A 17,766-nucleotide genomic window follows, 5' to 3' on the forward strand; every position below is an offset into this window, starting at 1 on the left:
TTGCGACATCCCGGTCCGGCAACCTTGAACCTTTCAAGGCGTTGAAGCGACGGAGGGACGCCCGACCCGCCAAATTTCAGCCCAACTGGGGGTCCAAGCACAGAACAACTCAGGAATCAGACGAGAGTGACCGACATGAAAAACGATCTTTCAGAGCTCAGCACATTTGCTCCCTCCCGGCGTCAGTTGCTGGGCCTCGGCCTGGCGTTTGCAGGGGCGGCAGCCTTCAACGCGGTGCCCGGCTTCCAGCTGCTGGCCTCGGCGCAGGCGGCTGTGCCGGCCGCTGCGCAGAAGATCGCCGACCACTTTTCCTCGGTCAAATCGATGAGCGGCGAATTCGTGCAGTTCGGCCCCAAGGGCGAGCAGACCGGCGGCAAGTTCTTCCTCGAACGGCCAGGCAAGATCCGCTTCAACTACGACGGCTCTTCGAACTTCCGGGTGATTTCAGACGGCCAGTCGGTGGTCATCCTGAACAAGAGGCTCAACACGTCCGATCTCTATCCGCTGTCGAAGACACCCTTGAAGCTGCTGCTCGACAACAGGATCGACCTCTCCGGCGACCGCGTCAAAAGCGTCAAGCAGGAGGACGACCTCACAACCATCCAGCTCGCCGACAAATCGGTGTTCGGCAATTCGAAGATCACCATGATGTTCGATCCGAAAACCTTCGACTTGCGGCAGTGGACGATCACCGACGCGCAGGGCAAGGATACGACGGTGATGATCTTCAACACCAAGGAAGGCGTCAGCTTCGCGCCGGATACTTTCGCCATCGACTACACGGCGAACCGCGAGCTCAACACCAACAAGGCGCGCTAGCTTCAAACGCTTCAATAGCTGTGGAAAGCACCGGGCCGCGCCTCGTCGAGCGTTGCCCGGCTTGTCTTTGCGGCTTGCGGCTGGCAATTTCCCGGACCGACTCCGTCAAAAGGCGTCTTCCCCGCCTGGACCCATTGGTTCTGGCCGGTTGCACGCTGTTCTGGATTGCCAAATGCCCTTCTCCATCGCCACCTGGAACATCAACTCCGTTCGCCTTCGCATGCCGATCGTCGAGCGCCTGCTCGTCGAGCATGCGCCCGACGTGCTGTGCCTGCAGGAAACCAAGGTTCCCGACGAACTGTTCCCCGAGAAGGCTTTCCGCAAGCTCGGCTACGAGCACATCGCCTTCCATGGCCAGAAGGGCTACCACGGCGTAGCAACCGTGGCGCGGCGGCCGATCGAATTGGTCGAAAAGCGACGCTTTTGCGAAATCGAGGACAGCCGGCACCTCTCGGTGACGGTGCGGGCCGGCGGCAAGGCGATCCTGCTGCATAATTTCTACGTCCCGGCGGGCGGCGACGAACCGGATCCCGTCATCAACAGGAAGTTCAAGCACAAGCTCGATTTCGTTGCCGAGATGAATGCCATCCGGGCAGAACATGACGAGGTGTCCGGCTCGGTGCTCGTCGGCGACCTCAACATCGCCCCGCTCGAACATGACGTCTGGTCGCACAAGCAATTGCTCAACGTGGTCAGCCACACGCCGGTCGAGACGGAAAATTTCGAGGCGATGCGTCGCGCCGGCAACTGGGTCGACCTGATGCGGCTCAACGTGCCGGATGAGCAGAAGCTCTACACCTGGTGGAGCTATCGCGCGCAGGATTGGGAGCTGTCCAATCGCGGCCGCCGCCTCGACCACGTCTGGTCGTCGCCGAACCTTGTGCCCAGCTTTTCCGGCTACGAGATCCTGCGTCTGGCGCGCGGCTGGGAGCGCCCGTCGGACCATGTGCCTGTCATCGCGCGGTTCGATCTGGACTAGTCTGGTCGAAAATGCCCGCGTGCGGCAGTCAGTCTGTAGAGTTGGGACCGGCTGGATCCACCCACGGACGGCCCAATCGTGTCACCATCGCCGCGTACCCAACGGCACCTGCCGCCCAAAGGAAGATGCCAAGCTCTTTGACGACGTCCTCGGCGATGGCGGCCGCAGAACCGGGGGTAGGAAACAGCTCTCCGAGCTGGTCGATCGATGCTGACATCGCCAGCAGGAAGCCTGCGGCCACAAAGATGATCGTGCCGTCGAATGTTTTTCGTCGCAGCCGAAAGAACCAGAACAACCCGGCGCCGGCGTAGGCAATCATCGGAACGATCTCTGGTATCCTAACAATGGGCAGCACGTCCTCATGGATCAACAACAGGTCATCGAGGCCCAAGAGGAGGGTAAGGCCGCCGAGAAACGTGCAATCCCATCGGCGCGTGAGCAGGCCAGCAAACAGGGTCGCGGCGCCGGAGCCGATCCATAGCGAAGCACCCAGGGACGAAATCCACCCCGTATAGAAACCGACTCCGGCGGCTGCAGACGGATCTCGATAAAAGATCCACGCGTCCAGACCACGAATTTGCGCGACGGACAGCGCGGCCAAGAGCATCGCAACGTTAATCGCCGCCGCCGCCACCACGACCAAACGCCAGGCTATTATCCATTCGCCGCCATGCTTTGTGTTCGGCGCGCTGTTCTCTGGCATTAGCTATTCTCATTGAGGACTGAGAGGAACTCCATTGGAATCAAAGATCAAGAAGTGCTGACCTATGCCTAATCCAGTACGATGGCTGCCAGCTCTGCCGCGCCGAGAACTCCGCCTGCATTGTGCCGGTGGTCAGCATCGAACGGTTGCAGCGCTTCGCTCCACCGAACCATTGTACCATGGCGCCGATGTTCAGGGGAGGCCGGCCTGTAAATGCCCGACCTGAATCCCAGCACGCTTCGAAGCGCGACCAAATGAATTCGAACTCAAACGGCGCGCTTCAAGTCGTCATGCATGTCGTTGTCGCGAAATTGCTGCGCTGACAGGCCTGCGAGATCCGGCAGATGAGGATGGTCGCGGCGGCGCGTCGCCAGCATCCGTTGCGCCGCTTCGATGATTGTCGGCGCCGGGACATCGGCGACCAGGCCGGTCGGGCTGGCATGGCGGGTCGCGATCACGTCCACGCAGTTCGAAAGCGGCCTCCAACGGGCCATGTTGGCGCCGCCATTGAGGATAACCATCGGCGTCATCACCGTTGCCATGAGATGTGCGGTACCGCCTTCGGCGCCGATGTAAAGATCGGCAAACTCGCCGAGCGCCAGCAAGATGTCACCGATATCGACACCTCCGATCGCGGCGGAATCGACAAGCCGCAGCTTCGGCACGCGCTGAGCCAGCTCCGCCATATCGGGACCGTCGCCGGGGGTTTTCACATAGAGAAGGTTCGCCCCGTCGGCGATCAGGCTGTCGGCGATTGCGGCAACCTGATCCGCCGACATGCGCTTGCTGGCGCTGCCATGCGCCGCGATAATGATCAAGGGAGCATGCTTGCCGTCCGCAAGGCTCCTGGCCGCCGCTCGTGCGGCCGGGCTAGGCTCCAGCCGATGATCGAAAGGCAGCCGCTTGCCGGCAAGGCGTTCGATGAGGCGATGGTAGCGCCAGGCATTGTGCCCGGGTCGTGCTTCAGGCCTGTGACCCAGGCGCCAGGAAAGGGCGAAAGCCGGAAAGTTTGCCTCATAGGCAATGCCGCGGCCGAGCAGTGATGCCGAGGCTTGAAGCAGCCAACGCGCCGAGATGCGGAAATCGACAACGGCCAATCGCCCCTTGCCCTTGCTGTGACCGGCGATCAGGCGCGCCAGGGGCGTCCGCACATTGATCGCATCGACCAAATGGCCGGCATGGCGATTGAGGCTATGTTCAAGGGACGACGACCGGGTGGTTCCGTAGACGATGAAACTATCGGGGAATGCCGTTCTGGCGGCGCGCAATGCCGGAATCCGGATCAGTCCGTCGCCGAACGCGTCATTGCGGGAATACAAGATAATGGTCTCGTACCGCCCTGATGGCATGGCTCGCTCCCCCCAGGAGCCTGGTGGTGATGGCGCCTGCTGCGCCGGCCGCCTTCGAGGTGCTTTAGGATTTCACCTCTTGCCTGTCAACGGAGCCTTGCCGCTGGATCCGGGCGTCCGGACGGCCGCAGTGCGCCACGACCAGTTCATCGCTGTCGTTGAAAACACTTCTCCCTTCGGCTGCGAAGCCAGCAGCTTCGTGGGTACGCTAGGTTTAGCCGGAGAAGCGCGGCGCCAGTTCCTCGATGCGGCGGATCATCGCCTGAAATTCCTCCGAGATGCGCTGGTGCAGCTTGACCGCGATCTCGGGATATTCCTCCAGGATGCGGCGGAACATCTTGCGGCTGAGGCGCATCACTTCCGAATCGATCTCGGCCGAGGCGCTGGTCAACCGGTTGGTGTCGGCGATCAATGCCAGTTCGCTCAGGATCGTGCCGGGGTCTGCCGTGCCAATCGGGATGCGTTCACCATTCTGCTCCCGGTAGAGCACGATGCGCCCGCTGACAACGATATAGGCGGAATCGGCCTCGTCGTCCTCGCGATAAAGCTTGTGGTTGGCAATCAGCCTGGTGTTCTCGGCGCCAAAGGCGAGCAGGCGCAGTTGTTCCTGCGTGAAGCCCTCGAAGAGCCTCACGGCGGACAGAACGCGGATGTCGTCATCCAGCGCCATCTAGCTATGTCCCCGAACCGACAGTCCGACTCCTCCTCTGCGAGTTCGATCCAAACCACCCTCCAACTGGATCGTACCCGAAAGCGGCCCCGCCCGGCCGCTCATTGGATAATGAAAATGTTTAAGGAACCAGCTTGTAGCCGCCGCTTTCTGTCACAAGAATTTCCGCATTGGAAGGATCGCGCTCGATCTTCTGGCGCAGCCGGTAGACATGGGTTTCCAGCGTGTGCGTGGTGACGCCGGAATTGTAGCCCCACACCTCCTCGAGCAGCACGTCGCGCGTCACTACCTTCTGGTCGGCGCGATAGAGATATTTGATGATCGAGGCCTCCTTCTCCGTCAGCCGCACCTTGCCGCCGCGCGGGTCGAGCAGCAGTTTCTGGCTGGGCTTGAAAGTATAGGGCCCGACCGAGAAGGTGGCATCCTCGCTCTGCTCATGCTGGCGCAACTGCGCCCGAATGCGCGCCAGCAGCACGGCGAAGCGGAACGGCTTCGTCACATAGTCGTTGGCGCCGGCCTCGAGACCAAGAATCGTATCCGAATCGGTGTCGTGACCGGTCAGCATGATGATGGGCGCCTTGTAGCCGCCCTTGCGCAGGATCTTCACCGCTTCGCGGCCATCCATGTCGGGCAGCCCGACATCCATGATGAGCAGATCGATGAGGCCGCCGCGCGCTGCGGCGACACCTTTTGCCGCAGTCGATTCCTGCAGCACGTCGAATTCCTCGTAAAGGGATAATTGCTCGACCAGCGTGCCGCGCAGGTCGTCATCGTCGTCGACGATCAGTATGGTGCGTGAAGTCATGGATCAATCCGTTGTTTTGAAAAGAAAATTCAGTTGACCGCTGCCTGTTTATGCGGAAGCTGACCGGCGTAACAGCCGTTCACAGTGATTTGTTCCGTGGCACGATCATACAAGAAAAAACACGATCGCAATGCAGCCGGCGCAATTTTGCGAAAAGGGCTGCGTGTGCTGACCGTGCGGGCGAGGCCTGGGCATCCAAGCCAGGGCCTGCTGCAGGCCGGGAAAACGGTGTTTGCCTGTGCGCTGGGGCGCGGTGGCATCTCGGCCCACAAGCGCGAAGGCGATGGCGCCACGCCGCTGGCCGCGATGCGGATCCTGTCGGGGTATTTCCGGGGGGATCAGTTCTCCAGCGGCCGCAGGACCCGGCTGGCGATGACGCCGATCGGGCCCGATCTGGGCTGGTGCGAAGTGCCTGACGACCGCAACTACAACAGGCCGGTCAGGATTCCCTATGGCGCCAGCCACGAACGCATGCGGCGCGACGACAGGCTCTACGACGCCTGCCTGGTGCTCGACTGGAACCTGTCGCCGCGCCGGCGCGGACGCGGCAGCGCCATCTTCTTCCATCTGGCGCGCCCCGGCTTCACGCCGACGCAAGGCTGTGTGGCTGTCACGGCGCAAACCATGGCGCGGCTGCTGCCGCTGCTGTCGGACCGGACGGTGGTGAGGGTGGTAAGATAGTAGGGGAGTAGGGGAGTAGGGGAGTAGGGGAGTAGGGGAGTAGGGACAAGCTCGGGCGCGGCCTTAGTTTTTCCTATTCCCCTATTCCCCTATTCCCCTATTCCCCTATTCCCCTACGGCCAGGTCTCTGCCAGCCGATGTCGAGCAGGCCCAGCCGGCCAAGCTCCTTGTCCATTGCGCGAGCGACATCACGGCGCGCGCCGCCGATATCGCGCAGTTGGCGGTCGGAGAGATCCTCGACGTTCTGGTAGGCAGTATCGCGGCGGGGGAGGCGTATCGCGACCCGGGCGTGACGCAACCAGTCGAGGGTTTCGGCCAGCCAGTTCGGACGATGTGCGGACGAATTCAAAACGATGATGGACATGGTGTGCTCCGTTCTCCCCGAATATCAAATCCGGCTTGATGATGTTTCGATGGACAGATCATGCCAGATTGAAATCTCTGTAGGAAACGAGTAGTTTTCTCTCGATCATCAAGTTTTCTTTGAGGATAGGATGGCTCGTCTTCTGCCTGGGACTCGTGCCTTGAGGACGCTGGAGGCGGCGGCCCGGCACCTCAATTTCACCCGTGCCGCCGACGAGCTTGGGCTGACACCGGCCGCCGTCAGCCATCAGATCAAGGAAATCGAGGATCAGCTCGGGCTGGTGCTGTTCACGCGCACCAGCCGCACCATCCGGCTCACCGAGGCGGGAACGGTGCTGTTCGACGCCTCGGCGGACGCGCTCGACCTGCTTGGCCGGGCTGTTTCGCGGGCGCAAAAGCTGACGCGCGGCACCGCTCTCTTGAAGGTAACGCTCGACGCGCAGTTCGCGTCAAAATGGCTGATGCGACGCGTCGACGATTTTCGCAAGCGTCACCCCGATATCGAATTGCGATTCGACATCGCCTATGAAGTGCGGGATTTCGAACTTGACGACATCGATGTCGGCATCCGTTTTGGCGCCGGCAAATATCCGGGCCTTCGCACCCACCGGCTGTTCGACAACATCCTCATTCCGGTGTGCAGCCCGAGCCTTTTGACGTCCGGTCCGCCGCTGCGCGAGCCGCGCGATCTTTTCAACCATACGCTTGCGCATATCGAATGGTCGCGGCAAGGCGTGACGTGGCCGAACTGGCGGATGTGGATGGCGGCGGCCGGCATCAATGATTTCGACGACAGCCGGACAGTCGTGTTCGGAAATTCCACGGATGCCGTCCAGGCAGCGCTCGACGGCAATGCCGTTGCGCTCGCCGATTTCGCCATGGTGGCGAACGACCTTTCCCAGGGCAGGCTGGTGCAGCCTTTCGAACTCGGCCTGCGCGTGGCGCCCGAGTTCGCCTATTTCCTGGTCTATCCCGAAAATACCGCCGACGATCCACGCATCGTCGCCTTTCGCGAATGGATGCTAGAGGAAGTCGCCAAGACGCGGACCACGGATAAAGGGCAGTAGGGCAGTAGGGCAGTAGGGCAGTAGGGCAGTAGGGCAGTAGGGATAGGCGTCGGTGCCGTCTGCCCCCTATTCCCCTACTGCCGTACTGCCCTACTCCCTTCTTGACTCAGCTTGCCACCGCGCCGAACCAGCCGATCACGGCGCCGATGATCAGCAGCACGCCGAGCCAGTGGCCGCCGTCGATGAGGGTCAGGTCCCAGCCGAAATTCTCGTAGCGATGGTTGACCGAGAGCGTCGTGGCGACGAAACCCAGCCAGAGCACGAAGCCGAAGACAAGTCCGGCGAGCCATGTCGGCTCGCCGCCGGTTATCGCGCCGACGACCAGCGCCATTATGGTGGCCATGACCAGTTCGGCGATGAAGCTGACGACGAAGGGCAGCGGCGACTTCTTCATCGTCGCCGGATCGAGCTTGGCGGCCTTCAGCCACGCCTTGCTCAGGCTCATGTACCAGGCGGCGCCGAACAGCCACGCCACGATTGCGGCAGCGACCACCGCCAGCCAGTTCACTGCTGAAAAATCCATGAGCTCGCCCCTCTGATCTGGATGTTATGGAACGCCTGTTCGGCGATCGCGTCAAGCGAACCGCCAGACGGTCGTGCGCTTGACCAGCGCATCCTCCAGCGCCCGCGTGACGGCCACTTCATAGACCGCAAGCGGCTCCAGCCCTGTCTTCGGCAGATACGACCGGCCGGGATCGCCGACAAGGATTTCGGCGCCGCGCGCCTTCAGCGTTGCGAACCATGGCACCAGCCGGTCAGCGAAAGATTTGTCATAGAAAACATCACCGGCCAGGACCACGTCCCAACCTGCATCGGTGCCGATGCAATCCGTGCCGAGGAATTCGGTCCCGATACCGTTGATCTCGCTGTTGAGCCGGATCGCGGTGGCGCAGAACGGGTCGATGTCGGAGGCGATCACCTTGGCGGCACCGGCCTTGGCAGCGGCGATGGCGACAAGGCCGGAGCCGGAAGCGAAGTCGAGCACGTGCTTGCCCCGCACCGTGCCGGAATTGTCCAGGACATAGCGGGCAAGGCCCTGGCCGCCGGCCCAGGCGAAAGCCCAGAAGGGCGGCGGCAGGCCGATTTCGACCAGCTCTTCCTCGGTCCGCTGCCACAGGTCATGCGCTTCGTCGGCAAGATGAAGCAGGATCTCCGGCACGTGCGGCGGCGCCATCAGCGCCGTGTTGTCGAGAATGAACTGTTTGGCACTGTTGGGCGTGAGCGCCGTCACGGAGCCGGCGTCAAGCCGCCCATGCGGCAGACTTCCTTCCATTCGGCCGGCGTCACCGGCTGCACGGAAAGCCGTCCGAGCCGCACCAGCGCCATGTCGGCAAGCTTCGGATTGGCCTTCACCTGTTCCAGCGTCGGCGGGTTCGGTACATCCCTTACGGCGCGGATGTCGACGCATTCCCAGCGCGGATCGTCCGACGTGGTGTCGGGATGGGCAAGCGCGCAGACTTCAGCGATGCCGACGATGTTCAGCCCCTCGTTGGAATGGTAGAAGAAGCCGAGATCGCCGATCTGCATCGCCTTCATGTTGTTGCGCGCCGCGTAGTTGCGCACGCCGTCCCATTGCGTGCCGGCCTTGCCCTTGGCCTTCAGCATCTCGAAGGAGAACTTGAATGGCTCGGATTTGAACAGCCAGTAGTTCATGTCTTTCTCCTCCTTGGAGTCGCGCTGGCGACCGGGATTTAACTAGCCGCCGGCTTGTTGAACGTCCAGTTCCACGGGCGGATTTCGACGCTTTCGAACAGCCCGGCCTTGGCGTAGGGGTCGGCGGCCGACAGAGCCTGGGCGCCAGCCAGGTCGGGCGCTTCGACGACCACGAGGCTGCCATTGGACTTGCCTTCAGTGTCAAGGAACGGACCGGCGAATGCCAGCTTCTTGTCGCCGTTCAACCCCTCGAGAAAGGCAACATGCTCGGGCCGCGTGTCGAGGCGCACCTGCAGGCTTCCGGGCTTGTCCTTGCAAATCACAGCAAACAGCATTTTTTCTCCTGATCGTTCAAAGTCGTGGGGATCAATCGTTGGTTTCGGTCTTCAGCGGCCGGGTCATCAACGCCGTCACGGCCTGCCGGACGGTGATGGTGCCATCCAGTATGGCGGCGACGGCGGCAATGATCGGCGCGTCGATGTTGCGCTCGGTCGCAATGCGGGCTGCGATCGCCGCCGTCGGCACGCCTTCTGCCAGCGGCAATCCGGCAAGTGGCTTGCCTTGCCCGAGCGCCAACCCATAGGCGAAATTGCGCGACTGGGTGGACGAGCAGGTCAGCAGCAGGTCGCCAAGGCCGGAAAGCCCCATCAGCGTTTCGGGCCTGGCGCCGAAGGCAGCGCCGATGCGGCGCAATTCGACAAAGCCGCGCGTCACCATGGCGGCCTGGGCGCTGGCGCCGAGACCCGCCCCGGTGACGGCACCTGCGGCAATGGCAAAGACGTTCTTCAAGGCGCCGCCGATCTCGACGCCGATCAGGTCGTCGTTCGAATAGCAGCGCAGGTTTTCGGCGGAAAAGCGGGCGGCGAGATCGGCGGCCAATGCCTCGTCGCGGGCGGCGACCACAACGGCCGTCGGCAGGCCGCGGGCGACGTCGGTGGCGAAGCTCGGGCCCGACAAAACGGCAACCGGATTGAGCGGCAGGATTTCTTCGACAATCGCCGATAGCAACGCGCCAGTCTCGCTTTCGATGCCCTTGGCGCACAGAACCAGCGGGATACCGGCCGGCATATGGTCCTTCGCGGCCGCCAGCGTCGCCCGCAGCGACTGCGCCGGCGTCACCGCCAGCACGCAATCGGCACCGTCGAGCGTGGCCTGGATGTTGCTCGTCGCCACGATGCCGGGCTGGAGCGTAATGCCCGGCAGGTAGCGTGGATTTTCGCCGCGGTCGATCGCGGCGACGGTCTCCGGATCGCGCGCGTAAAGGCGGACGAAATGGCCGGCGCGCAGCATGGCCAAGGCCAAGGCAGTGCCCCAGGCGCCGCCGCCGAGCACGGCAACGCGCCAGCCGCTTGGCGCGGTGTCTTTGCCGCTCATTGCCACCTCTTTCATGCCTTGGCTCCGCGCCGGCCGGAGCCGACCATCGGCGCCGAGATGCTGTCCAGCGGCCAGCGCGAGCGCGGCACGAAATCGAAGCCGTTCTCTTGCGCCATGCCCTCGCGCAGCCGCTCGATACCGGCCCAGGCGATCATCGCCGCATTGTCGGTGCAAAGTTTCAGTGGCGGCGCAATGAAGGTGAAGCCGGTCTCGGCGCAGAGCCGCTCCAGCATGGCCTTGATCGTGCGGTTGGCGGCGACACCACCGGCAACGACGAGGGCTGGGTTCCTAGTGCCGGGAAATGTCTCGCGAAAGCGCGTCAGCGCGCGAGAAACGCGGTCGGCCAGAGCATCGGCTACGGCTGCCTGGAACGAGGCGCAGATGTCGGCGACGTCCTGGTCGCTCAGCGGCGCAATGGCGCTCGCCGCCTGGCGCACGGCGGTCTTGAGGCCGGAGAAGGAGAAGTCGGGCTGGGCCGAGCCCTTCATCGGACGCGGAAAGGCAAAGCGCGAGGCGTTGCCGGCCTGTGCCGCCTTTTCGACATTCGGTCCGCCGGGATAGGGCAGGCCGAGCATCTTGGCCGTCTTGTCGAAGGCTTCGCCGAGCGCGTCGTCGATGGTCGTTGCCCAGCGCTGGTAGTCGCCGACACCCCGCACGGCGACGATTTGCGTATGGCCGCCGGAGACCAGCAGCAAGAGATAGGGAAAGTCGAGCCCGTCGGTCAGCCTTGCGGTCAGCGCATGGCCTTCGAGGTGGTTGATGGCGATCAGCGGCTTGTTCGCCGCCGCGGCGATTGCCTTGGCGGTCATCAGCCCGACGATCAGCCCGCCGACCAGGCCGGGGCCGGCGGTGGCGGCAATCGCGTCGATATCGGCTAGCGCCGTGCCCGAATCGGCAAGCGCCGCCTCGATGATGCCGTCCAGCGCCTCGACATGGGCGCGCGCGGCGATTTCCGGCACGACACCGCCGAAAGCGGCATGTTCCTCGATCTGGCTGAGCACGATGTTGGACAGGATTTTTGGCGCGGCGTCGCCGTCGATGGCCACCACGCTGGCGGCGGTCTCGTCACAACTCGTCTCTATGCCCAGCACGCGGATCAATTCGTCGCTGTCCCTAAAGATTGTATCATGGGGCTTTCCCCGTTAGGAGAACCCCGGAAAAGCCTCGCTTGCCGGGGGGTTATCACGGACTGCGCGCCATGCAAACAATCTTGAGAATCGGAACACGCGGCAGCCCGCTGGCGCTGGCGCAGGCGCATGAAACGCAGGCGCGGCTGATGGCCGCGCATGGCATGCCGGCGGAGGCGTTCGAGGTGGTCGTCATCTCGACCAGCGGCGACCGCATCCAGGACCGGCCGCTGTCGGAAGCCGGCGGCAAGGGCCTGTTCACCAAGGAGATCGAGGAGGCGCTGCTGGCCGGCCGGATCGACATCGCCGTGCATTCGTCGAAGGACATGCCGACGCAACTGCCCGACGGCCTCGAACTGTCGGCCTTCCTGCCGCGCGAGGACGCACGCGACGCCTTTGTCGGCAAGGTGGCGAAGGCGATCGCCGAACTGCCGCGCGGGGCGAAAGTCGGCTCGTCGTCGCTGCGGCGGCAAGCGCTGATCCGCCGGATGCGGCCGGATCTCGACGTGGTGATGTTCCGCGGCAATGTGCAGACGCGGCTGCGCAAGCTCGAGGAAGGCGTCGCCGCCGGCACGATCCTGGCCTATGCCGGGCTGAAGCGGCTTGGGCTCGAGCATGTCGTCACCGACCTGATACCGCTCGATGTCTTCCCGCCGGCGCCGGGGCAAGGCGCGATCGGCATCGAAACCCGTATCGGCGACCGCGATGTCGAAAAGATGCTGGCAGCCGTCCATGATGTGCCGACCGGCCAGGCGCTGGCCTGCGAGCGTGCCTTCCTGGCGGCGCTCGATGGCTCCTGCCGCACGCCGATCGCCGGCTATGCCGCGATCGAGGCCGGAAAACTGTCTTTTGCCGGGCTGATCATCTCGCCCGACGGCACACAGTCACACACGGTCGAACTGCAGGGATCGGCGCAAGACGCCGCCCGCATCGGCGGCGAAGCGGCCCGGAGCGTGCGCGCCAGGGCCGGCGAAAAGTTCTTCGACGGCTGGCTCTGAAATGCTTCGCGTCCTGGTGACCAGGCCGGAACCGGGTGCTTCGCGCACAGCGCATCGGCTGGAGGAGGCAGGTTTCCAGCCGGTTCTTTTGCCCCTGACCGAAACAAAGGCGTTGCCCGCCGCTGCCGGACTGATCCCGGACGATGCCGTCGCGGTGGCCGTCACAAGCGCCAATGCCATGCGCCATGCGCCGGAAGAAATCATCGGGACGCTCGCCGCCTTGCCTTGTCATGCCGTCGGTAGGCGGACTGCGGAAGCTGCCCGCAAAGCGGGGTTTTTGTCGGTCAGTGAAGGCCCGGGCGATGCAGAGGCGCTGGCCGACGTTCTCGCCGCCGATTTTTCTGGAAAGACGATTGTCTACCTGTGTGGGCGCGTGCGTTTTCCGGCGTTCGAACAGAGGCTCGGGACGGCGGGCGTTCGGGTCGACGCCGTCGAGACCTATGACACGCTGACAGTAGGTTATCCGGACGAAGTCATCCTCAAACGCCTGTCGGGGCAACCTGCCGACGCGGTATTGCTCTATTCAGCCAAGGCGGCGGCGGCGATGCAGATGTTGGCAAGACGGCCCGCTCTGCGCGGTCTCTTCGAAAAAACATGGGTTTTTGCGCTTTCCGCTCGCATCGCCGCAGCCTTCGACGATGCCACCGGCGAAAGGATCCGCATTGCCGCGCAACCTGACGAGGAGGCATTGCTGGCGCTTTTGCAGGCGCCGCGCTGAGCCGCGTCATCACACCGCCCCTTTTCACCGCTTGGTGATGTGCTAGACCCTTTCTGAACCATCATGCGCCGCCAGGCGTTGAGACGAAGCGAATGTGCGGAGCCCAGGCATGGTCAAGACGCCGAAGATGCGACACTCGAAAAGCCGCCGCGAGCCGGTGACCATCGATCTCGAGCCGGGCGCCGTCTCACGCATCGCCGACGAGGACGCCGCCACGCAGGAGGCGCAGACAGACGAGGCGAAGGCCGAGGAAGCAGCGAACGCTTCGCAGCCCGAGGTTCCCGAAGAGCCGGTTCATGCCGACCAGACCGATCTCGAGCCGTGGGAACATGCCGATGGCGCCGCAGGTGCGGAAGGGCAAGCGCCGGCGGATGGCGGAGCCAAAGCCGCCGAGCCAGAGCTGCCTTATCCCGGTTCGGATGCGCCGCCCAACCGCGCCAAAACCTTCGACTACAGTTTCGACGACGCGTCGGCAGCGCAGACCGACGGCAACAAGGCAAAAGCCGAGACACGGGACGAGAAAATGGCGCCAGCCCCTGAAAAGCGTGGCGGCCTCAACGGCATCGCCGCCGGCATCATCGGCGGCGTCATCGCGCTGGTCGGCGCCGGAGGGCTGCAATTTGCCGGCCTGCTCGGCGCGCCGGGCTCCGGCGCCAGCGTCTCGCTCGATGGCGTCAATGGCGACATCGCCTCGCTGAAGACCGAAATCGCCGGCTTGAAGGACGCCGGCGGCAACGGCGATGCAGCGGCGAAGATGGTCGGGCTGTCCTCGGGCCTGGAGCAGGTCAAGGCTGATGTCGCGGCGCTGAAATCGGCTGTCGAGAAAGGTGGAGCAGGCGGCGCGGCCGGCGTCACCGCACTGGGCGACAAGGTCGCGCAGATCGAGACGGCGGTCGCCGCCCTCGGCAAGGCGGGCAGCTCGGCGCCGGTCGATCTTGGTCCGCTCACCGAAAAACTGGCAGGCCTCGACGCGCAGGTGAAGTCGGCCGGCGAGGCGGTGACCGCGCAGGATGGCCGGCTGAAAGCGCTGGAGCAGTCTGTGTCGCAGCTGTCCGGCAAGGTCGAGGCGGCGGCCGGACAGCCGAAGATCGCGCTTGCCATCGCGGCGTCGGCCTTGAAGGCGGCGCTTGAGCGTGGCGGGCCGTTTTCGGCCGAACTCGAAACCCTCGCCGCGATTTCGCCTGATGCGCCGCAGCTTGCGGCACTGCGCCCCTATGCCGAAAAGGGCGTTCCAACCCGCGCCGAGATCGCATCGCAGGCTGATGCCGCCGCCAATGCCATGGTCACGGCCGCGACGCCTGTCGATGAGAATGCCGGCTTCGTTCAGAGCCTTCTGTCGAGCGCGCAATCGCTGGTCAAGGTCAGGCCGATCGGCGCCGTCGAAGGCGCCGGCGCACCGGAAACCGTCGCGCGCATGGAGGCGGCGGTCAACCAGGGCGACTACGCCAAGGCACTCAGCGAGTATGAAACGCTGCCCGAGGCCGCCAAGGCCGCGGGCGCCGACTTTGCCGGCAAGCTGAAGGCGCGCATCGAGGTCGAAACCCAGGTCGATGCGCTGATCTCGGGCGCGATGAAGGCATGAGGGCAACACAATGATCCGCCTGCTCGCCTTCCTCATCGTCGTTTTCGCGCTCGGGCTGGGCTTTGCCTGGCTGGCCGACCGGCCGGGCGACATGGTCGTCACTTTCAACGGCTATCAATACCAGGTCAGTCTGATGGTGGCGGCGGTGGCTGTCGTTGCCGTGGTCGCTGCGGTGATGATCCTGTGGTGGCTGCTCAAGGCGCTGTGGAACAGCCCCTACACCATCTCGCGCTATTTCCGTGTCCGCCGCCGCGATCGTGGCTATCAGGCGCTGTCGACCGGCATGATTGCCGCCGGCGCCGGTGATGGCGCGCTGGCCCGCAAGAAGACCAAGGAAGCCGCCAAGCTGATCCGTTCCGACCAGGAGCCGCTGATCCACCTGCTCGAAGCGCAGGCATCGCTGCTCGAAGGCGATCATGAAGGCGCGCGGCAGAAATTCGAGAGCATGCTCGACGATCCCGAAATGCGGCTGCTGGGTTTGCGCGGGCTTTATCTGGAAGCCGAACGGCTCGGCGACCGCAACGCCGCCAGGCATTATGCCGGCCGCGCCGCCGCTGTGGCGCCGCAACTGGCCTGGGCGGCGGAATCGACGCTGGAAGAGCTGACCGCGCGCGGCGACTGGGACGGCGCCCTGAAACTGGTCGACGCGCAGAAAGCGACACGGCAGATCGAACGCGATGCCGCCAACCGCCGCCGCGCCGTGCTGCTGACCGCCAAGGCGCAGGCGCTTGCCGACAGCGATCCCGCCGCCGCCAGGACGGCCGCGATCGAGGCCAACAAGCTTAGGCCCGACTTTGCGCCCGCCGCCGTGGCCGCTGCGGCCGCACTGTTCAAGCAGAACGATGTGCGCAAGGGCTCGAAGATACTCGAGGCGGCGTGGAAGGCCGAGCCGCATCCGGAGATCGCCGAGCTCTATACCCATGCAAGGCCGGGCGACGCGGTGCTCGACCGCCTCAACCGGGCGAAGAAGCTGCAGGAGATGAAGAAGAACCACGCCGAATCGTCGATGACGGTGGCGCGCGCCGCGCTCGACGCGCAGGATTTCGCGACCGCCCGCCGCGAGGCCGAGGCGGCGATCCGGATGGACCGTCGCGAGGGCGCCTATCTGCTGCTCGCCGACATCGAGGAGGCCGAGACCGGCGATCAGGGCAAAGTTCGGCAGCTGCTGTCCAGGGCGGTGCGGGCGCCGCGCGATCCGGCCTGGGTCGCAGACGGCGTGGTATCGGAACGCTGGGCTCCGGTATCGCCGATCACCGGCCGGCTCGACGCCTTCGAGTGGCGCGCGCCGATGGAGCGGCTTGGCCAGTTGATCGACAGCCATGATGACGCGCCAGCGGGTGCGGCACCGGTTATTGAAGCATTGGCAAAGCCGACGAGCGAAAAAAGGCCGATCGAAGTGATCGACGACGCCGGTGGCGAGACGTCGGCGGGCAAGCAAGCTGAAAGTCGCGAAGAAGATCATGTCAGGCCGATCACGGCAGCGGCATTCGCCGCGGTGCCGAGCGATGCAGAAGGCGTCGAGCCGGCCGAGGAGCTTGCGCGGCTGCCGGACGATCCCGGCGTCGATCCGGACGAGGAAGCGGAGAAATCGCCGCGCCGGTTTCGGTTGTTTTGAGTTGGGCAGGCCGTCAGGCCGTTGGGGTATGGATCTATGTTTGAACGCGTTCTGTCGTTTCTCAGGGATTTGCCGGCCGGTGCCGGCACGCATGCCAGCACGGACGATCCGCGTGTCGCCGCCTCGGCGCTGCTCTACCATGTGATGAACGCCGATGGCGTGCGCCAGGATGTCGAGTGGGAGCGGTTCAAGGCGGTGCTGGCCGAGAGCTACTCGATCAGCGGCGCCGAACTCGAAGCGTTGGCCGCTGCCGGCGAGCGGGCCGACAATGAGGCGATCGATCTCTATGCCTTCACCAGCGTCCTGAAGCGCCATCTCGATGCCGATGCGCGCAAGGCCTTCATCGGCCTGATGTGGGAAATCGTCTATGCCGACGGCGAGTTGCACGAGCTCGAGGACAACACCGTCTGGCGCGTCGCCGAGCTGATCGGCGTCGAACGCCACGATCGCGTCGAGGCGCGCCGCAAGGCGGCGGCGCACGCGCCCGGCGCCACCGGAACATCGAGCGACGAATAGGATCTTCGCCTTCCCATGCCACGCCAGACGAGTTCGAAGCCAAAGATCCTGATCGTGCTGCATCAGGAGAGTTCGAGCCCGGGACGTGTCGGCCATATGCTGCTGGAAGAAGGTTTCGATCTCGACATCCGCCGGCCGCCGCTTGGCGACGCCTTGCCCGAAACACTGGACGACCACGCCGGCACGGTGGTGTTCGGCGGCCCGATGAGCGCCAATGACGACGACGAGTTCGTTCGTCGCGAGACCAACTGGCTGGAAATACCGCTGAGGGAGAACCGGCCATGTCTCGGCATCTGTCTCGGCGCGCAGATGCTGGTCAACTGTCTCGGCGGCAAGGTCGAGGGTCATGGTGAAGGGCTGGTCGAGGTTGGCTGGTATCCCCTGAAGGCGACCGAAGCCGGCAAGCAACTCATGCACTGGCCGGAGATGGTCTACCAGTTCCACCGCGAGGGTTTTTCGCTGCCCAGGGACGCGACGCTGCTGGCGACGGCCGAAACCTATCCCAACCAGGCCTTCCGCTACGGCGACAATGCCTGGGGCATCCAGTTCCATGGCGAACTGACCAGGGTGATGATGCAGCGCTGGGTGGTGCGCGGCGCGCATCGCTTCGAATTGCCCGGTGCCCAGCCCGGCCGCGATCATCTCGGTGGCCGGCTGATCTGGGACATGCATCTCAAGCGCTGGCTGGACGAGTTTTTGCGGATGATCTTCGGCAAGCCGAGCAGATAGCTAAACCGTCGTCTGAAC

General features: G+C 64.2%; 21 protein-coding genes. 10 read left to right on the forward strand and 11 right to left on the reverse strand.

The genetic code is table 11. The features are described 5' to 3' along the window. Positions 1 to 135: 135 nt before the first annotated feature. On the forward strand, positions 136 to 819 hold the full coding sequence (locus MESCI_RS05145) for an outer-membrane lipoprotein carrier protein LolA (RefSeq protein ID WP_013528893.1): 684 nt from the start codon (positions 136 to 138) through the stop codon (positions 817 to 819). 172 nt (positions 820 to 991) lie between these two features. Beyond that, positions 992 to 1,798 carry an exodeoxyribonuclease III gene (locus MESCI_RS05150; protein ID WP_013528894.1) on the forward strand — a complete coding sequence of 269 codons (807 nt, stop codon included), beginning with the start codon at positions 992 to 994 and terminating at the stop codon, positions 1,796 to 1,798. A gap of 28 nt (positions 1,799 to 1,826) precedes the next feature. Here MESCI_RS05150 and MESCI_RS05155 read toward each other — a convergent pair whose 3' ends face one another. The 4 genes from MESCI_RS05155 to MESCI_RS05170 form a co-directional block, all read right to left on the reverse strand. Continuing rightward, positions 1,827 to 2,501, reverse strand: a complete 675-nt coding sequence (locus MESCI_RS05155) for a hypothetical protein (RefSeq protein WP_013528895.1) — start codon at positions 2,499 to 2,501, stop codon at positions 1,827 to 1,829. Positions 2,502 to 2,767: 266 nt separating this feature from the next. Continuing rightward, complete coding sequence (locus MESCI_RS05160; RefSeq protein WP_013528896.1) at positions 2,768 to 3,850, reverse strand: glycosyltransferase family 9 protein; 1,083 nt, start codon at positions 3,848 to 3,850, stop codon at positions 2,768 to 2,770. A 214-nt stretch (positions 3,851 to 4,064) separates the two neighbouring features. Beyond that, positions 4,065 to 4,520 carry a Crp/Fnr family transcriptional regulator gene (locus MESCI_RS05165; protein ID WP_013528897.1) on the reverse strand — a complete coding sequence of 152 codons (456 nt, stop codon included), beginning with the start codon at positions 4,518 to 4,520 and terminating at the stop codon, positions 4,065 to 4,067. 121 nt (positions 4,521 to 4,641) lie between these two features. Then, positions 4,642 to 5,325, reverse strand: a complete 684-nt coding sequence (locus MESCI_RS05170) for a response regulator transcription factor (protein ID WP_013528898.1) — start codon at positions 5,323 to 5,325, stop codon at positions 4,642 to 4,644. Positions 5,326 to 5,469: 144 nt separating this feature from the next. On the opposite strand from MESCI_RS05170, the gene MESCI_RS05175 reads away from it, so the two are divergent. Then, complete coding sequence (locus MESCI_RS05175; protein WP_174299076.1) at positions 5,470 to 6,006, forward strand: L,D-transpeptidase family protein; 537 nt, start codon at positions 5,470 to 5,472, stop codon at positions 6,004 to 6,006. Positions 6,007 to 6,103: 97 nt separating this feature from the next. Here MESCI_RS05175 and MESCI_RS05180 read toward each other — a convergent pair whose 3' ends face one another. Continuing rightward, positions 6,104 to 6,370, reverse strand: coding sequence for a hypothetical protein (locus MESCI_RS05180; RefSeq protein WP_013528900.1), 267 nt, complete (start codon positions 6,368 to 6,370; stop codon positions 6,104 to 6,106). Positions 6,371 to 6,500: 130 nt separating this feature from the next. On the opposite strand from MESCI_RS05180, the gene gcvA reads away from it, so the two are divergent. Then, positions 6,501 to 7,436, forward strand: a complete 936-nt coding sequence (gene gcvA / locus MESCI_RS05185; RefSeq protein WP_013528901.1) for a transcriptional regulator GcvA — start codon at positions 6,501 to 6,503, stop codon at positions 7,434 to 7,436. Positions 7,437 to 7,542: 106 nt separating this feature from the next. On the opposite strand, the gene MESCI_RS05190 is transcribed toward gcvA, so the two are convergent. The 6 genes from MESCI_RS05190 to tsaD are packed head-to-tail and all read right to left on the reverse strand — an operon-like array spanning position 7,543 to position 11,560. Further along, a complete protein-coding gene (locus MESCI_RS05190; protein WP_013528902.1) occupies positions 7,543 to 7,959 on the reverse strand; it encodes a DUF1761 domain-containing protein in 417 nt (138 codons plus the stop codon). Between the two features lie 51 nt (positions 7,960 to 8,010). Beyond that, positions 8,011 to 8,709, reverse strand: a complete 699-nt coding sequence (locus MESCI_RS05195) for a class I SAM-dependent methyltransferase (protein ID WP_174299057.1) — start codon at positions 8,707 to 8,709, stop codon at positions 8,011 to 8,013. Beyond that, positions 8,664 to 9,089: an EVE domain-containing protein gene (locus MESCI_RS05200; RefSeq protein ID WP_013528904.1), complete on the reverse strand. Its 426-nt coding sequence runs from the start codon at positions 9,087 to 9,089 to the stop codon at positions 8,664 to 8,666. The genes MESCI_RS05195 and MESCI_RS05200 overlap by 46 nt, the downstream gene beginning before the upstream one ends. A gap of 38 nt (positions 9,090 to 9,127) precedes the next feature. After that, positions 9,128 to 9,424, reverse strand: coding sequence for a YciI-like protein (locus MESCI_RS05205; RefSeq protein WP_013528905.1), 297 nt, complete (start codon positions 9,422 to 9,424; stop codon positions 9,128 to 9,130). Between the two features lie 31 nt (positions 9,425 to 9,455). Next, positions 9,456 to 10,478, reverse strand: a complete 1,023-nt coding sequence (locus MESCI_RS05210) for an NAD(P)H-dependent glycerol-3-phosphate dehydrogenase (protein WP_013528906.1) — start codon at positions 10,476 to 10,478, stop codon at positions 9,456 to 9,458. Beyond that, positions 10,475 to 11,560, reverse strand: a complete 1,086-nt coding sequence (gene tsaD / locus MESCI_RS05215) for a tRNA (adenosine(37)-N6)-threonylcarbamoyltransferase complex transferase subunit TsaD (protein WP_174299077.1) — start codon at positions 11,558 to 11,560, stop codon at positions 10,475 to 10,477. Before tsaD ends, MESCI_RS05210 begins: the two co-directional genes overlap by 4 nt. Before the next feature lie 101 nt (positions 11,561 to 11,661). Between tsaD and hemC the strand changes: the two genes are divergently transcribed. From hemC to MESCI_RS05245, 6 genes are all read left to right on the forward strand, one after another. Next, positions 11,662 to 12,588: a hydroxymethylbilane synthase gene (hemC, locus tag MESCI_RS05220; RefSeq protein ID WP_013528908.1), complete on the forward strand. Its 927-nt coding sequence runs from the start codon at positions 11,662 to 11,664 to the stop codon at positions 12,586 to 12,588. A 1-nt stretch (position 12,589) separates the two neighbouring features. Further along, positions 12,590 to 13,306, forward strand: a complete 717-nt coding sequence (locus MESCI_RS05225) for a uroporphyrinogen-III synthase (RefSeq protein WP_013528909.1) — start codon at positions 12,590 to 12,592, stop codon at positions 13,304 to 13,306. A gap of 109 nt (positions 13,307 to 13,415) precedes the next feature. Then, complete coding sequence (locus MESCI_RS05230) at positions 13,416 to 14,888, forward strand: COG4223 family protein (RefSeq protein WP_013528910.1); 1,473 nt, start codon at positions 13,416 to 13,418, stop codon at positions 14,886 to 14,888. A 10-nt stretch (positions 14,889 to 14,898) separates the two neighbouring features. Further along, positions 14,899 to 16,503 (forward strand): heme biosynthesis protein HemY, encoded by a 1,605-nt coding sequence (locus tag MESCI_RS05235; RefSeq protein WP_013528911.1) that lies wholly within the window; start codon positions 14,899 to 14,901, stop codon positions 16,501 to 16,503. 36 nt (positions 16,504 to 16,539) lie between these two features. Continuing rightward, the gene (locus MESCI_RS05240; protein ID WP_013528912.1) at positions 16,540 to 17,019 is read left to right on the forward strand and encodes a tellurite resistance TerB family protein; all 480 of its coding nucleotides are present in this window, start codon (positions 16,540 to 16,542) and stop codon (positions 17,017 to 17,019) included. 15 nt (positions 17,020 to 17,034) lie between these two features. Continuing rightward, positions 17,035 to 17,748 (forward strand): glutamine amidotransferase, encoded by a 714-nt coding sequence (locus MESCI_RS05245; protein WP_013528913.1) that lies wholly within the window; start codon positions 17,035 to 17,037, stop codon positions 17,746 to 17,748. Positions 17,749 to 17,766: the final 18 nt, after the last annotated feature.

The organism is Mesorhizobium ciceri biovar biserrulae WSM1271 (assembly GCF_000185905.1).
Lineage (GTDB): Bacteria > Pseudomonadota > Alphaproteobacteria > Rhizobiales > Rhizobiaceae > Mesorhizobium > Mesorhizobium ciceri.

Excerpts from the sequence above, each read along its gene's own strand:
- MESCI_RS05145 (WP_013528893.1), top strand. The coding sequence starts at position 136 with ATGAAAAACGATCTTTCAGAGCTCAGCACATTTGCTCCCTCCCGGCGT.
- MESCI_RS05150 (WP_013528894.1), top strand. The coding sequence starts at position 992 with ATGCCCTTCTCCATCGCCACCTGGAACATCAACTCCGTTCGCCTTCGC.
- MESCI_RS05155 (WP_013528895.1), bottom strand. The coding sequence starts at position 2,501 with ATGCCAGAGAACAGCGCGCCGAACACAAAGCATGGCGGCGAATGGATA.
- MESCI_RS05160 (WP_013528896.1), bottom strand. The coding sequence starts at position 3,850 with ATGCCATCAGGGCGGTACGAGACCATTATCTTGTATTCCCGCAATGAC.
- MESCI_RS05165 (WP_013528897.1), bottom strand. The coding sequence starts at position 4,520 with ATGGCGCTGGATGACGACATCCGCGTTCTGTCCGCCGTGAGGCTCTTC.
- MESCI_RS05170 (WP_013528898.1), bottom strand. The coding sequence starts at position 5,325 with ATGACTTCACGCACCATACTGATCGTCGACGACGATGACGACCTGCGC.
- MESCI_RS05180 (WP_013528900.1), bottom strand. The coding sequence starts at position 6,370 with ATGTCCATCATCGTTTTGAATTCGTCCGCACATCGTCCGAACTGGCTG.
- gcvA (WP_013528901.1), top strand. The coding sequence starts at position 6,501 with ATGGCTCGTCTTCTGCCTGGGACTCGTGCCTTGAGGACGCTGGAGGCG.
- MESCI_RS05190 (WP_013528902.1), bottom strand. The coding sequence starts at position 7,959 with ATGGATTTTTCAGCAGTGAACTGGCTGGCGGTGGTCGCTGCCGCAATC.
- MESCI_RS05195 (WP_174299057.1), bottom strand. The coding sequence starts at position 8,709 with ATGGAAGGAAGTCTGCCGCATGGGCGGCTTGACGCCGGCTCCGTGACG.
- MESCI_RS05200 (WP_013528904.1), bottom strand. The coding sequence starts at position 9,089 with ATGAACTACTGGCTGTTCAAATCCGAGCCATTCAAGTTCTCCTTCGAG.
- MESCI_RS05205 (WP_013528905.1), bottom strand. The coding sequence starts at position 9,424 with ATGCTGTTTGCTGTGATTTGCAAGGACAAGCCCGGAAGCCTGCAGGTG.
- MESCI_RS05210 (WP_013528906.1), bottom strand. The coding sequence starts at position 10,478 with ATGAAAGAGGTGGCAATGAGCGGCAAAGACACCGCGCCAAGCGGCTGG.
- hemC (WP_013528908.1), top strand. The coding sequence starts at position 11,662 with ATGCAAACAATCTTGAGAATCGGAACACGCGGCAGCCCGCTGGCGCTG.
- MESCI_RS05225 (WP_013528909.1), top strand. The coding sequence starts at position 12,590 with ATGCTTCGCGTCCTGGTGACCAGGCCGGAACCGGGTGCTTCGCGCACA.
- MESCI_RS05230 (WP_013528910.1), top strand. The coding sequence starts at position 13,416 with ATGGTCAAGACGCCGAAGATGCGACACTCGAAAAGCCGCCGCGAGCCG.
- MESCI_RS05235 (WP_013528911.1), top strand. The coding sequence starts at position 14,899 with ATGATCCGCCTGCTCGCCTTCCTCATCGTCGTTTTCGCGCTCGGGCTG.
- MESCI_RS05240 (WP_013528912.1), top strand. The coding sequence starts at position 16,540 with ATGTTTGAACGCGTTCTGTCGTTTCTCAGGGATTTGCCGGCCGGTGCC.
- MESCI_RS05245 (WP_013528913.1), top strand. The coding sequence starts at position 17,035 with ATGCCACGCCAGACGAGTTCGAAGCCAAAGATCCTGATCGTGCTGCAT.